This window comes from Rhodococcus sp. C-2 (assembly GCF_027854095.1).
GTDB lineage: Bacteria > Actinomycetota > Actinomycetes > Mycobacteriales > Mycobacteriaceae > Rhodococcus_F > Rhodococcus_F qingshengii.
The window spans coordinates 47,405-59,475 of sequence record NZ_JAQGFI010000003.1; the positions used below are offsets into that span (position 1 = coordinate 47,405).

Consider the following 12,071-nt stretch of genomic DNA (forward strand, 5'->3'; position numbering starts at 1 on the left):
GTTGCCGGGAGTTATCTGATCGAGATATCACCCTGGTGGAATGGTGCCGGTAAGTCCGGATCCACGACCGGGAGTGTTGAGTGAGTCCATCGAACAGATCGAGTGCGACGGGTGGCGATCAGTCGTCGGCTCGATCGGGCAAGTCGGCTAATTCGCCCCGGTCGAACAAGTCGGCCAAGCCCGCGAAAAAGCAGCGCTCGAAGTGGCGGTTCGTCCGGCGGACCATCTACGTGCTCGTGCTCCTGATGGTCATCGTGCCCGCGTCGGTTTTTGCTGTCGCGTACAGCCGGACCGACGTCCCGCGCCCCTCTGACATGCAGACCAATCAGGTGTCCACCATCTACATGGCCGACGGCACGACCGTGCTCGGCAAGGTAGTGCCGGCGGAGGGAAACCGCACCGAGGTCGCGTTGTCGGCCATCCCGATTCACGTCCGCGATTCGGTGCTCTCGGCGGAGGATCGTAACTTCTACACCAACCCCGGATTCTCGATCTCCGGATTTGCTCGCGCTGCCCGCGACAACGTGATGGGCAAGGAAAGCGCCGGCGGTGGTTCGACGATCACTCAGCAATACGTGAAGAACGTCTTGGTCGGTGACAAGCGCAGTATCGACAGGAAGCTGCGTGAGCTCGTCATCTCCGCCAAGATGGCGCGCGAATGGTCCAAGGACGACATTCTTGCCGCGTATCTCAACACCATCTACTTCGGTCGCGGTGCGTACGGCATCGCCGCCGCGTCGAACGCGTACTTCGACAAGCCGGTCAGTGAGCTGAGTGTCGAGGAAGGCGCAGTTCTCGCGTCCGTCATCCAGAGCCCGTCGTTCCTGGACCCCGAGACCAATCTGTCCGCGCTGCAAGCGCGCTGGGACTACGTTCTCAACGGCATGGTGGAACTGGGCAGCCTGACCAAGACGGATCGCGACGCGATGCAGTTCCCGGTCGTCGCCCCCGCCAATCGGCCGACCGATCTGAACCAGGCGCCAGGACCCGAAGGCCACATCAAGACCCAGGTACTCAAGGAACTGGCCGAGGCCGGTATCAGCGACCAGACGCTGAACACCGCTGGTCTGCAAATCACGACAACCATCGACCCGGTTGCGCAGGAAGCTGCGCTGAACGCCGTCAGGCGGAATCTCGAGGGCGAGCCGGAAGACCTGCGGACCGCAGTAGTGTCCATCGACCCCAAGACCGGTGGCGTCGACGCCTATTACGGCGGTGACGACGGAGCAGGCTTCGACTACGCCCAGGCGCCGCTGCAGACCGGTTCAGCGTTCAAGGTCTTCGGCCTGGTCGCAGCATTGATGGAAGACATTCCGCTGTCCGCACGGTTCGACAGTTCACCGCTCACGATCAACGGTGTGACCATCGGAAACGTCGGCGGCGAATCCTGTGGTCGATGCACCATCGCCGAGGCACTCAAGCGTTCGCTGAACACCAGCTTCTACCGGTTGATGCTCTCGATGGAGAACGGTCCCCAGAAGATCGCCGACGCCGCCCACCTGGCCGGCATCCCCGAGCACATTCCCGGACTCGACTACCCGACGCTCACACAGGAGGGTGGTCCGCCGGAGAACGGAATCGTGCTCGGCCAGTATCAGTCTCGCGTTATCGACATGGCGTCCGCTTACGCGACGCTCGCCAATTCCGGTGTGTACCAGCAGCCGCACTTCATCCAGAAGGTCGTGACGGCCGAAGGTGAAGTCCTGCTCGATCGCCCGGTCTCTCCCGGTGAGCGTCGTCTCGATGCTGCCGTTGCCGACAACGTCACGCAGGCGATGCTGCCGATCGCGTCGTACTCGAACGGTCACGCGCTTGCCGGTGGACGCCCGTCTGCAGCCAAGACCGGTACCGCGCAGTTGGGTGACACGGGCCAGAACAAGGATGCGTGGATGGTCGGTTACACGCCGTCGCTGTCCACCGCGGTGTGGATCGGAACTTCCGACGCTCAGGCCATCACCAACTCCTACGGTGGTTTGATCTACGGCTCCGGAGTGCCTGCGGACATCTGGAAGAGCACGATGGACGGCGCGCTGAAGGGATCCGACTGGGAGAGCTTTCCGTGGCCGGACCCCATCGGCGGGCAGGCCGGCGTTCCCGCGAACTCCGGCGTGACCTCGGGGGACGGGACGGGCACGCCCACGACGGGCGCGGTCGCTCCCCCGGCGCCCATCGAGGTGCCCGGCCTACCGCCGATCGAAGTACCGCCGCTCCCCCAGTTGCCGCGTCAGATCGAGATCCTGCCGGGCATCGTCATCCCACTACCGGGCTGACAAGCAGCGCCCGATTTCCGGTTCTCAGGCCTGATCGTCGAAGAGACCGAGTTGGGTGGGCGCTGCATCCTTGGCGGGCAGTACGACGACGCGCAGTCCGCGCCTGAGGTTGCGGATCGCGTGCGTCCACGCGCGCTTCTCGCCCGCACACAGGTCGGTGTCGTCGTCATTGCGCCGGATGGACTCGGTCAACGCCTCGTGCCAGGCAGTCTCCTGCTCCTGGCTGATCCGCAGGTAGTCGAGAATGGTGTCGCGGTCGTGCTCACAGATCACGGCAACCTCTTCGGCGCTGAGCTCGCCCGTTCCGTCTGCGTCGAGTTCGAGGAGCGCCATGAGAGCCGGAGGAAATTCGTGGCACTCGTGTGACTCGTATTCGGCACCGGGATCTTCGTGCTCGGAGGCCATCCCGTCGTTGAAGGCGGTGTCTCCGGTAGCGCGAATGGGTTGCCCGCCCAGTTCTTCGGCGAGTTCGTCAGATGCTTCGGCCAGTTCGGCGAACGAGCGCAGAGCCCGCAGCAGGTGCTCGGCGACGAAGGGTGCGCCGTCCACGCGGACCACGCCCAGCACACTCTGCTCGACGAGAATGAGCTTGATGGTCGGCCATTGCCGATTGAGCTGAGCAAGAATTACAGCAGCGTTCTCGAGGTTCTCCACCGAATGCACGACCCGCGAGAACACCTCTACGTACTCGTCGTCCTCGAGGACACGAACATAGGTGACCTGCTCACCGCGGACCAGCGGGATGTCGCCGTCGTCGTCACGCTTGGGCGGATGACCGAGAAGGCGCTCGACGGCCCCGTCGACCAGGATCCGCAGCATGTCGCCCGAACCCGAGGGAGCGTGAGACGGCGTCGTGGCGAACGCCGGCGTCGACTCGCGCCCACTGGTGCTGGCACGCAGGAACGACGGGTGCGCAATGCTCCACATTTCACGGAAGACGCGCAACACCTTTGTCACCAGTTCCTCGGGACGAGCGCGGTCGACGTCGATGTAGAAGGACATGGACCCATTGCCCTCGGGTTCGTGCTCGCACAGATCGGGAGCGTTGAACCCCATGTCGAGCAGCGCTGAATGGTCTTCCGGTTCGAGCATCCGCAGTGGATGCAGAAACCTGTTGGAAGGAACTTCACAGCGCACGGAGGTCTGGTTCCATGCGAAGAACTGGATGCACGCGGGTGCGTCGGCCAGTTCGTCCATGCTGTCGTAATGCGACTCCACCACGAGGGTGTCGTCGTCCTCCATCACGGAGATGTAGCGAGCGAGATGAGTCTCGAAAGTAGTCCAGGCACTCAGGATTTCCAGATCGAAAGTATTGTCCGACATCGTCGCTCCTCTGGTCCGGGGGGCGCATGGGGCCCTACCGACGACTCGCCGAAACCCCTGCTTTTCAAACCCCGCCTACGACGTTAGTCGTGGGGTCCGACAGTGACAGTGTTCGTAGGATCCGGGTGACCGTGTTTCAGTCAGGGGATTATCTTCCGAGCCTGCAGATTGGCGAAGATGTCGAGGAACATCGCTTCGGTGTCGACGTGGCGGTGAAATCCGAACCGCCGAGCTTTCGATCCGTCAGCGAAAAAGTCGTAGTCCCATCCGAATACGAAGTCACCGAACCCCCAGGACGAGACATCGGAATACGGGGTCCGAGCAAGTTGGTGTTCCTCGACGAGTTCATCCCACACCGACTCCTTGTCCGCCATTGCGACATCGAGGGACATCGGGAGCGGAGGTGCGACGTCCATGTCGAAGAAGGCTGCGATCTTCGGCCACATCTCCTGCCAGCGGAACAGGTCGCCGTTGTTGATGTTGAACGCCTGATTTGCGCACTCGGGGTTGGTCGCGGCCCAGACCGTCGCTTCGGCCAGGAGTCCGGCGTCGGTCATCTCGATCAAGCTGGTGTACGCGCCGGGTTTGCCGGGGAATCGGAGTGGGACACCCAGTTTCTTCGAGATGGTCGCGTAGACGGCGATGACCATCGCGAGGTTCATCGGGTTACCCAGTGCGAATCCGGAGACGACCGAGGGTCTGATCGCCGACCATGTCCACGACTTGCCGAGCTGCCTGCGTTCGAGGAACTGCTGTTGGTCGACGTTGAACTCGGGTGGCATGTGCGGTGGATCGCTCTCGCGGGCCGGAGTTTTGAACGGTCCGAGGTGTGCCCCGTAAACCTTGTAGCCCTGCATCAGGCTGACGTGCTCGAGTCCGCCCGCAACGGGCTCGATGGCGTCGAGAGTGTTGACCAGCATCGCCAAGTTGGGCGGAACCAGCTCGGCCCATGTCGCGCGGTCTTGATAGGCGGCGTAGAAGACGTGAGTGACGTCGCCCAGTCCGCTCAGTGCCGCTGCAGTCCGGTAAGGATCGAGCAGGTCGACTGCGATGTGTTCGACCCGGTCGGTGTCCGTACCGCCTCGCCGCGAGAGTCCGATGATCTTCCATTCTCCGGTCGACTCGAGGTGATCGATCAAGTTCCCACCGATCACGCCTCGGGCTCCGACCACGAGTGCCACTTTGTCGTGCTGCACCATTTCAGCCTCCCATTGGTATATCGCGATGTTGCGATATAGGGAGTGAACCACACATATCGGCATTTCGCGATCTAGCGGTATGCTCACGAACATGGAAGACGCAACAACCGAGTGGGAAACGGCGTTCAAGGCGCTGGCCAACCCGATGCGTGTGCAAATCCTGCAGTGGTTGAAAGACCCCGGGAGCTTTCCCCCTCAGCTCGAGCCTGCTGAGGAGGTCGGAGTGTGCCTCAAGCACATTCAAGCGAGGGCGAAGGTGTCGCAATCGACGGCGTCTCAGTACATGGCCGCACTCCAGGCCGCGGATCTGGTGACCACCACACGAATCGGTCAGTGGCGGCATTACAAACGAAACGAGCAACAGATCGAGAAGCTTGCTGCATTCATCAGGCAGGGTTTGTAGGTACCAGCACCTGACCGATCCCTCCGGGGCCGCCAACGTTGTGGCAAAACCTCACATCGCCGGCGCCGTCGGTATGTGCATTGTGGTCGTTTCTCGGGTTGCTCGTTGTCCTTACGCTCGGCAGAGGGTACTGGCAAGGAGAGGCGTGCGATGAGTCGTGAGAGCTGGGTGGGCCGTGATGCCCGATCCATCGCCGAGGCCGTGCGGTCGGGTCAGGTGTCGGCGCGGACCGTCGTCGAAGAACATCTCGCACGGGTCGACGAATGCAATGTCGAACTCAACGCACTGGTCACCGTGTGCGCCGAGGAGGCTCGCACGGCCGCGGATGCCCTGGACGAACGACGCCTTCTCGGCGAGACACTCGGTCCCCTTGCCGGGGTTCCGTTCACGGTCAAGGACTTGATCGCTACTGCCGGCGTGCGTACCACCGCCGGTTCTCGAACTCTGGCGGACAACGTCCCGGCCGTCGATGCACCGGCCGTTGCGGCGTTCAAGGCTGCCGGCGCAATTCTGATCGGCAAGACCAACACCCCGGAATTCGGCGCGTGCGGCCTGACTCGCAACGAATTGTTCGGAACCACGGCCAGCCCGGTGCGACCGGACGGCGTCGTCCGGTCCCCCGGCGGATCGAGTGGCGGCGAGTCCGCGTCGGTTGCTGCCGGAATGAGCGTGCTCGGACTCGGTACGGATTTTGGTGGCTCGGTGCGTTGGCCCGCCCACTGCACCGGCCTCACTTCGGTTCGCCCGACGCTCGGACGTGTCGATCCGGAAGGTCAGTATCCAGGCGTGCTTTCGGATGGACGGGTACTCGCCAACCCTGCGACGATGCACGGCACGATCCAGACCATCGGCCCACTGGCCCGCAACCGCGGTGATGCGGCGCTTGCGTTGCGCGTCCTGTCGATGCCGCATCTCTCGTGGAGCGAGCCTGATTCGGTCGACGTCGACGACCTCGACATCCGCTGGGCCACCGGCGAGGGAACGATTCCCGTCGACGAAGAAATCCGGTCAGCGGTTCGGACGGTGGCGATCAGCCTGGACGCGAGCGAGTACGACGGTCTGGCTCTGCCGCGGGCCAACGCGCTTTTCGGTGCGTTGCGATCGGTCGAGACCCACGCGGACATCTACTCTCTCGCCGCAGGTTCAGCGCACGCTTTCGACGCGGACATCACCGCCATGCTTGCGGCAGGCCGTGATCGCAGTTCCGCCGAGGTGGAAGCGCTGTGGGCGGATCGCGCGGTGTTGATCAGCGAATTCCTCGGCGAGATGGGAGACGCACTGATCCTGCCGGTTGCGTCGGTGCTCGCTCCGCCGCTCGGTGTGGAGAGCTTCGAGGTGGACGGTCGCAAACTCACATGGATGGATGCGCTCGCGAGTTGCCGGGCGATCAGTGTGCTCGGCCTTCCGTCGGTCGTGGTTCCGGTAGGACTCTCCCGCAACGGTTTACCGATCGGGGTGCAGGTGGTGGCGAGACCGTTCCGCGAGCACGTTGCGCTGTCCGTGGCGGCGCGAATCACGTCGAAGGCGCAAGCTCTAGTCTCACTTCCATTTTTCGGTTTCGGCTGCGAAACGTGATGCGTACGAGTCGGCAAGGTCGTGAAGAGTGGTGACGCAATCGCCGTAGTACGTCGGTGCATGCATGGTCGCCAGAATCCGCGGCTCGAGGTCGGCCAGGGCACGGATCGTGGGTTCGAGATCCGGGGTGAGGCAGGTGGCGTGGCCCAAGTCTTCGGCTTCCAAAGCGGGACCGACGATTTCGTGCTCGGTGGTCGCGGGGTGGTGCCCGAACGCGGTGAAGAGGTCTCCGCAGAACAGCGTCGACGTCGTCTCCTCGAACATCAGGCCCGCGTCCCAACCGTGTGGGACGTGTGGGGTGTCGATGTGCCGGACTCGGCGGCTGCCGGTTTCGAGTACGTCGCCGTCCTGTAAGGGAAGTGGCGCCCGATCGGCCAGATCGTTGACCTGGACGAAGCACCCCATCGCACCGTGTGCAACTTGCGCTTCGGGGGCCGCCGCAAGCCAGGAGTTCATGGACCCGCATTCGTCGGCCTCGACGTGACCGAACGTGATCCATTTCAGACGGTCGATGTCGATCAGCGTGGAGAGTGCGTCGGAAGCCGAGGTGAACAACGCTCGCTGCCCGGTGTGGAAGAGCAAGGGTTCCTCGCCGTCGACGAGAAACTGGTTCATCGTGAGGTTCGCTTCGTCCACGAAGGTCGACAGTCGGTAGATGTCCGGCGCGATTTCGGTGATCGTGGTGGTCATCGCTGTGCTCCGATCAGGGCTGTTGTACACGTCAATCTGTCTTCTTCAGCCTTCTCGCCGCCCCGCGCCTGCACAAGGCTCTGGAATAGTGGAGGACGTGTTCGTACTACTGCTGACAGGCCCGCCGGGCGCGGGGAAGAGTTCCGTGCTGACCGCGCTTCACGATCGACTCGGCGAGGCCGGGGTGAGCAACGCGATGATCGAGGTGGACGAACTCGAGCGGTGCTATCCGCCGCTGGGGGCCGAACGGGCAATCTCACACGTCGGGATGCTGTCCGCGTCGTACCGGGAAGCGGGGTACGGACTCCTGTTTCTCACGGCGACCGTCGAAGACGACGACTACGGGCGCGCCCTGCTGGCCGCGACCGGCGCCGAGGGGCACCTGCTGGCGCGCCTCGAGGCCGATCCGGATACGTTGCGTACCAGAATCATCGAACGTGAACCGGCCGGCTGGGCCGGGTTGGACGAGTTGGTGGAGGCGTCACAACTGCTGGCCGGTTCGATGCCGACGCTCAGTGGAGTCGACGTGGTTCTGAGCACCGAAGGCCGCGATCCCGAGAGTGTTGCCGACGATCTGGAAGCGGCTCTGCGAGAACACAGTCCGTCGCTTCTAGCCGTCGGTGTTCAGAGCGGTGACCACTGAAGCGAACATCGTCGACTTGATTGCCCCCAGTGTGCCCGCATTCTTCGGGCCGATCGGTGCAACCATTTCGATGGCCTTGGCGGTCAAAGCGTCGACGGATGCGGTGAAGTCCACCAAACCGGCTGCGAATGCGTCACTTCCGCCGTATCGCCGCCCCGTGGTCATGGCGACGATTGCCGACGCCGGGCTGAGTTTGGCCTGGATGAGAGCTGCCATTCCTTCAGTGAAGGGGATGTTGATGTCCACCTCCGGGAAGCAGTAGTAGCCGCGATCATCGCGCATGACGCGGTAATCGTGCGCGATGCCGAGCATGGCGCCGGCTCCGAAGGCGTGGCCGTTGATCGCCGCGACGGTGGGCATCGGGAACGTCAGCATCCGAGCGAACAGCGACTGCACCTGCTGCACATACCACTTCGCCTTGTCGCCGTTCGCGCCCAGCCAGTCGAGGTCGAGTCCGTTGGAGTAGAACTTGCCCGTCGCCGTGGTGACCAGGGCATGTGCGCTTTCGCTCAAAGCCTGGTCGAGTAGCTTGTCGACGGAATCGAGCCACTCCGGCGAGAATCGATTCTCGTCCTCGCCGAGATCGAGAACGGCGATCTTGTCTTCGAAGCGCAGAGTTGCGGTCATGATTGGCCTTTCCTGTTGCGTGGCTTGGGCAGTGGTGGGTCGAGATGCAGAACCGCTCGAACGGCGGCATCCAACCGCGCGCGTGCTGCGGCGTCGGGGACTCGCCAACCGTCGGCGCGTTTGGCGGGATGAATGAGTAATCCGGTAGGCAGGCCGACAACACAGGCCTCGATTGCCTCGACGGCTCGGCCGTCCTTGCGGCCCCAGAGCGCGGTCGACAACCGGATGAACAACTCGACCAGAGACCGGTCGAGTTGTGTGAGTTGCTCGGCGATGTCGGCAGGGACGTCGGTGCCGAGCAGTTCGTCGCGCTGGATCGTCAACAGCAGCAACGCGGATTGTGGGTAGTCGAGCGCGAAGACGGCCGGAACTTCGGCGGCTGCGACGACGGCGGAAACCGCCGAAGTCGGCGACGGGTCCGCGAGAGCGTCGTCCACTCTCGATTGTTGAAGCGCGAGAAATCGTCGCGCAGCACGCAGCCACGCGCTACCGACCAGTCCACTGCGAGAGCCGAATGCGTGATAGATCGCCCCGTTGGATACACCGGTGGCGTCGGAGACTGCCCGGACCGTGACAGCGCTCGGTCCGGCAGTGGCGGCAAGTTTTTCGGCAGCGTCGAGCAGGGTGTCGAGGTCGTGGACGCGTGGCCGAGGCATGAACGCACAGTAACAGAGCGTCTGCTCTGTTAATAGTGTGCGGTCAGATCACCGAATTTGCGCGAAGATCCTCGATCTCCTCCGGACGCAGGCCGAAGTCGGTGAGTACGTCGTCGGCGTCACCGCCGAGAGTCATGGGTGGCGCATTCCTGACGGGAAGAGTCTTGCCGTCCACCCAGAACGGTCCGCGGACAACGGGAATCGACTTTCCGTCGGCGCTCTGGGTCTGCTCGACCATCTGCAATGCCTCGACCTGAGGGTCGGAGAACACCTGATCGATCGAATGGATCGGGCCGCAGGGGATTCCGGCACCGCGGATCTCGGAGATCCATTGCGCCGCGCCCTTCGTGGTCAGTAGGTCCTCGAGTTCTTTGGTCAGTTGGTCTCGGTGCGCCAAACGTTCTTTACCCGTGGCATATTCGGTACGGAAGGCGAGCTCGGGGTCGCCGAGTACCGAGCACAGTGCGATCCAGTGCTTGTCCGAGCCGGTGGCAATGTTGATCGGGAAGTCGGCAGTGTCGAAAGCGCCGTACGGCGTGATCGTCGGGTGCGTATTGCCGTTCGGCGTCGAAACCCGCCCGGTGCTCAGGTAGTCCTGCGCCTGGAAGGTCATGATCGAGATCGCGGATTCCAGCAACGAGGTCTGCACGCGGTGCCCACGACCATCGCGACCGCGAGAGGCAAGCGCCGCCGTGATGCCCAGCGCTGCGTAGATGCCCGAGACCGTGTCGATGATGGGGATACCGACCCGCATCGGGGTCTGTTCCCCGGCACCGGTGACCGACATCAGCCCGGACATACCCTGGGCCACCTGATCGAGTCCGGGCGCGAACTGGTCAGGGCCCACCGGGCCGAAACCACTGATGCTCATCACGACGAGCCCTGGATTCTCCTGCTCGAGCGAGTCGGGATCGAGCCCCATGTCGGCCAGTACTCCCGGACGGAAGTTCTCGACCAGCACATCTGCGTCGAGGGCCAGGCTGCGAAGCAGTTTCCGCCCGCGGTCACTGCGCATGTCGATGGCGATCGACCGTTTGCCGCGGTTCACGGAAGCGAAGTAGAGGCTTCGATCGCCGTCGAACGGCGGCCACTGACGCGAACTGTCGCCGGAGCCACGGGTTTCGACCTTGACCACGTCGGCGCCGAAGTCCGAGAGCAGCGACGTGCACAGAGGGCCCGCGAGAGCGCGGGTGAGGTCGAGAACTTTGATACCGCTGAGCAATTGGTCCATGGGGGAAACCTCGGTTCTGTGGTGTGCAACGTCGCCCACTCGATCCGTCGCACCATCTGCGTGAATTGCCGCTGCAGTGATCGTCGGAGAGGGGAAGAATGAAGGTCAGGCCTGCTTTCGGCTGGGCTCGGTGACAACACTGGTCGAGAGCGCAAGGTGATGCGACGGCGACATTGCACAACTGCAGGGCCCGGATTTAGGCGCATTGTGTGACAGGCAGGATTGCGGTGGGCCGATACCGTGAACTCTCTACGGACGGCGATGCAAGCGGGAGGCGAGGCGATGCGCGACATTTCCACTCAGCTGGCGCAGTGGCACGCCCGCGGCGAGGATTTTGCACTGGCGACGGTTGTCCGTACCTGGCGATCCTCACCGCGCATGCCCGGTGCTTCGATGGCCGTCTCACGCTCCGGCGAGGTGGTCGGCAGCGTCTCGGGCGGGTGCATCGAGAGTGCACTGTACGAGATCGCCCAGGAGGTTCTCGCCGACGGCACCAGTCGCGTCGAGGTCTTCAGCGTCTCCGACGACGACGCCATCGGAGTAGGGCTGACCTGCGGCGGAACCATCGAAGTGTTCGTCCAGGCCGTCGGAGCCGATTTCGTCGAGTTCGGTCAGGTCTGTGAACGGATCGAGGCCGATACGCCCGTCGTCGTGGTCACCGAAGTGCGTCCGGGAGCACCGGCACGGCACCTCGTCGTCGAGCACGGCCGACGCAGCGGAGATCTGGATGCCACGGAGGACGAGGTGTCCATCCTGCTGCGCACGATGGACACCGGTGAGTCCGTCGCTTTTGTCGCGCCGGCGGGAACTCTCATCGATTCGCAGCACGACCTGCTGGTCGAGATCTTCGCGCCACTACCGCGGATGTACGTGTTCGGGGCCATCGACTTCGCGGCATCGATGTGTACATTGGGCGCCTTTGCGGGTTACCGAGTGACCGTCGTGGACGCACGGCCGGTCTTCGCGACACGGGCGCGTTTCCCCGACGCCCACGATCTGGTCGTCATGTGGCCACACAAGTTCCTCGAAACCGCACCGATCGACAACAAAACCGTCCTGGCCGTGCTCACGCACGACGAGAAGTTCGACATCCCCCTGCTCGAGATCGCGCTGCGTTCGCCGGCTGCGTACGTCGGCGCGATGGGAAGTCGTGCGACGCATGAGCGTCGGGTGGCGCTGTTGAAGGAGCGAGGCGTCACCGACGCCGAGTTGGGGCGTCTGCACTCACCGATCGGGTTGGATCTCGGCGCGAGGACACCGGAGGAGACTGCAGTGTCGATCCTCGCCGAGATGACCAAGACCCTTCGCAATGCCTCCGGTTTGGAACTGCGGGATCTGCAGGGGCCGATCCACCCGCCACCTCAGGAGAATCCGACCGCCCTGCATCGAACGGCCTGAGTCGACTGCGCTGAATTCGGACATCTTGTGTTCGGTGGGGATAGGATCGTTTCTTT

11 protein-coding genes are annotated in these 12,071 nt (G+C 63.4%); 5 read left to right on the plus strand and 6 right to left on the minus strand.

The annotated features are described in order from the left end of the window. The first annotated feature begins 80 nt into the window (after positions 1-80). Positions 81-2,270, plus strand: coding sequence for a transglycosylase domain-containing protein (locus tag PCS43_RS06790; protein WP_158171299.1), 2,190 nt, complete (start codon positions 81-83; stop codon positions 2,268-2,270). Positions 2,271-2,294: 24 nt separating this feature from the next. On the opposite strand, the gene PCS43_RS06795 is transcribed toward PCS43_RS06790, so the two are convergent. Both PCS43_RS06795 and PCS43_RS06800 read right to left on the minus strand, forming a co-directional pair. Next, a complete protein-coding gene (locus PCS43_RS06795; protein WP_209910592.1) occupies positions 2,295-3,593 on the minus strand; it encodes a T3SS (YopN, CesT) and YbjN peptide-binding chaperone 1 in 1,299 nt (432 codons plus the stop codon). Positions 3,594-3,733: 140 nt separating this feature from the next. Beyond that, on the minus strand, positions 3,734-4,792 hold the full coding sequence (locus tag PCS43_RS06800) for an SDR family oxidoreductase (protein WP_042450615.1): 1,059 nt from the start codon (positions 4,790-4,792) through the stop codon (positions 3,734-3,736). Positions 4,793-4,883: 91 nt separating this feature from the next. On the opposite strand from PCS43_RS06800, the gene PCS43_RS06805 reads away from it, so the two are divergent. Together PCS43_RS06805 and PCS43_RS06810 are read left to right on the plus strand one after the other, a co-directional pair. Then, positions 4,884-5,195: an ArsR/SmtB family transcription factor gene (locus PCS43_RS06805; RefSeq protein ID WP_007735219.1), complete on the plus strand. Its 312-nt coding sequence runs from the start codon at positions 4,884-4,886 to the stop codon at positions 5,193-5,195. A 150-nt stretch (positions 5,196-5,345) separates the two neighbouring features. After that, positions 5,346-6,770, plus strand: coding sequence for an amidase (locus PCS43_RS06810; RefSeq protein WP_209910590.1), 1,425 nt, complete (start codon positions 5,346-5,348; stop codon positions 6,768-6,770). Here PCS43_RS06810 and PCS43_RS06815 read toward each other — a convergent pair. Beyond that, entirely contained in the window at positions 6,735-7,460 is a 726-nt protein-coding gene (locus PCS43_RS06815; RefSeq protein WP_209910588.1) for an MBL fold metallo-hydrolase, read from the minus strand. The two genes, PCS43_RS06810 and PCS43_RS06815, sit on opposite strands and share 36 nt — an antisense overlap. Positions 7,461-7,557: 97 nt before the next feature. Between PCS43_RS06815 and PCS43_RS06820 the strand changes: the two genes are divergently transcribed. Beyond that, on the plus strand, positions 7,558-8,103 hold the full coding sequence (locus PCS43_RS06820) for a hypothetical protein (protein WP_230691665.1): 546 nt from the start codon (positions 7,558-7,560) through the stop codon (positions 8,101-8,103). On the opposite strand, the gene PCS43_RS06825 is transcribed toward PCS43_RS06820, so the two are convergent. The 3 genes from PCS43_RS06825 to PCS43_RS06835 are packed head-to-tail and all read right to left on the minus strand — an operon-like array spanning position 8,071 to position 10,617. Continuing rightward, positions 8,071-8,730, minus strand: a complete 660-nt coding sequence (locus tag PCS43_RS06825) for an enoyl-CoA hydratase-related protein (RefSeq protein WP_007735215.1) — start codon at positions 8,728-8,730, stop codon at positions 8,071-8,073. The genes PCS43_RS06820 and PCS43_RS06825 overlap by 33 nt on opposite strands. After that, positions 8,727-9,386 (minus strand): TetR/AcrR family transcriptional regulator, encoded by a 660-nt coding sequence (locus PCS43_RS06830; RefSeq protein ID WP_003946066.1) that lies wholly within the window; start codon positions 9,384-9,386, stop codon positions 8,727-8,729. Before PCS43_RS06830 ends, PCS43_RS06825 begins: the two co-directional genes overlap by 4 nt. 43 nt (positions 9,387-9,429) lie before the next feature. Continuing rightward, complete coding sequence (locus PCS43_RS06835; RefSeq protein ID WP_007735214.1) at positions 9,430-10,617, minus strand: CaiB/BaiF CoA transferase family protein; 1,188 nt, start codon at positions 10,615-10,617, stop codon at positions 9,430-9,432. A gap of 282 nt (positions 10,618-10,899) precedes the next feature. On the opposite strand from PCS43_RS06835, the gene PCS43_RS06840 reads away from it, so the two are divergent. After that, a complete protein-coding gene (locus tag PCS43_RS06840; RefSeq protein ID WP_007735213.1) occupies positions 10,900-12,015 on the plus strand; it encodes an XdhC family protein in 1,116 nt (371 codons plus the stop codon). The last annotated feature ends 56 nt before the right edge of the window (positions 12,016-12,071 follow it).

What these genes read in the sequence shown, in the direction of transcription:
- PCS43_RS06795 (WP_209910592.1), bottom strand. Translation starts at nt 3,593, where the DNA reads ATGTCGGACAATACTTTCGATCTGGAAATCCTGAGTGCCTGGACTACT.
- PCS43_RS06800 (WP_042450615.1), bottom strand. Translation starts at nt 4,792, where the DNA reads ATGGTGCAGCACGACAAAGTGGCACTCGTGGTCGGAGCCCGAGGCGTG.
- PCS43_RS06805 (WP_007735219.1), top strand. Translation starts at nt 4,884, where the DNA reads ATGGAAGACGCAACAACCGAGTGGGAAACGGCGTTCAAGGCGCTGGCC.
- PCS43_RS06810 (WP_209910590.1), top strand. Translation starts at nt 5,346, where the DNA reads ATGAGTCGTGAGAGCTGGGTGGGCCGTGATGCCCGATCCATCGCCGAG.
- PCS43_RS06815 (WP_209910588.1), bottom strand. Translation starts at nt 7,460, where the DNA reads ATGACCACCACGATCACCGAAATCGCGCCGGACATCTACCGACTGTCG.
- PCS43_RS06825 (WP_007735215.1), bottom strand. Translation starts at nt 8,730, where the DNA reads ATGACCGCAACTCTGCGCTTCGAAGACAAGATCGCCGTTCTCGATCTC.
- PCS43_RS06830 (WP_003946066.1), bottom strand. Translation starts at nt 9,386, where the DNA reads ATGCCTCGGCCACGCGTCCACGACCTCGACACCCTGCTCGACGCTGCC.
- PCS43_RS06835 (WP_007735214.1), bottom strand. Translation starts at nt 10,617, where the DNA reads ATGGACCAATTGCTCAGCGGTATCAAAGTTCTCGACCTCACCCGCGCT.
- PCS43_RS06840 (WP_007735213.1), top strand. Translation starts at nt 10,900, where the DNA reads ATGCGCGACATTTCCACTCAGCTGGCGCAGTGGCACGCCCGCGGCGAG.